This is a genomic window from Corallococcus terminator, assembly GCF_003611635.1.
Taxonomy (GTDB): domain Bacteria; phylum Myxococcota; class Myxococcia; order Myxococcales; family Myxococcaceae; genus Corallococcus; species Corallococcus terminator.
On sequence record NZ_RAVZ01000792.1, the window covers coordinates 1 to 491 of the forward strand.

At 47.7% G+C, this 491-nt stretch carries 1 protein-coding gene; it reads right to left on the bottom strand.

The window, feature by feature from the left end; all coding sequences use genetic code 11:
* On the bottom strand, window positions 1–208 hold a 208-nt coding region (locus D7V88_RS44075; RefSeq protein WP_208726787.1), incomplete at its 3' end, for a hypothetical protein.
* Between the last annotated feature and the right edge of the window lie 283 nt (window positions 209–491).

Genomic DNA, 491 nt, shown 5'->3' on the forward strand with positions numbered 1-491 from the left:
AGTCTGGGAGGCGCTTATATCCCCGATCAAGCATCCCGGCTCTATGACTATTGACTAGCGCGGGATATTGTATTTTTGGCAGGTACGCAGAATGAGTAGCAATTGGCGAGACGCTGGACAGCTCGCTGGTATGATCTTGTTCGTTATTGGTCGTTCGAGTGCCATCTAGAAAGCTAGAAATCTGGATTTGGTTGACATTGATGCTCATCAGAAGACGCGTTTGTCAATGTTGACATCGCGTCACCCCGCAGCTCAGTGAACGTGGGTGAGTTTGAGAAAGAAGGCATTGATAAGGATGAGTATCTTCTGAGAAGGCATGACTTGGGAACAGAAGACCTCTGCAGTTGAAACACGAGCAAGATATGTGAATTTCATGGTGCAGGTTGTGCATCGGATGATTCTTCAATGATCTTTGCGCGGAGCTGGAGCTGGGTATATCTGACTGAGCCATGTTGATATTTGCCCGCTTTGGGTAATTGCCTGGGTAAAGG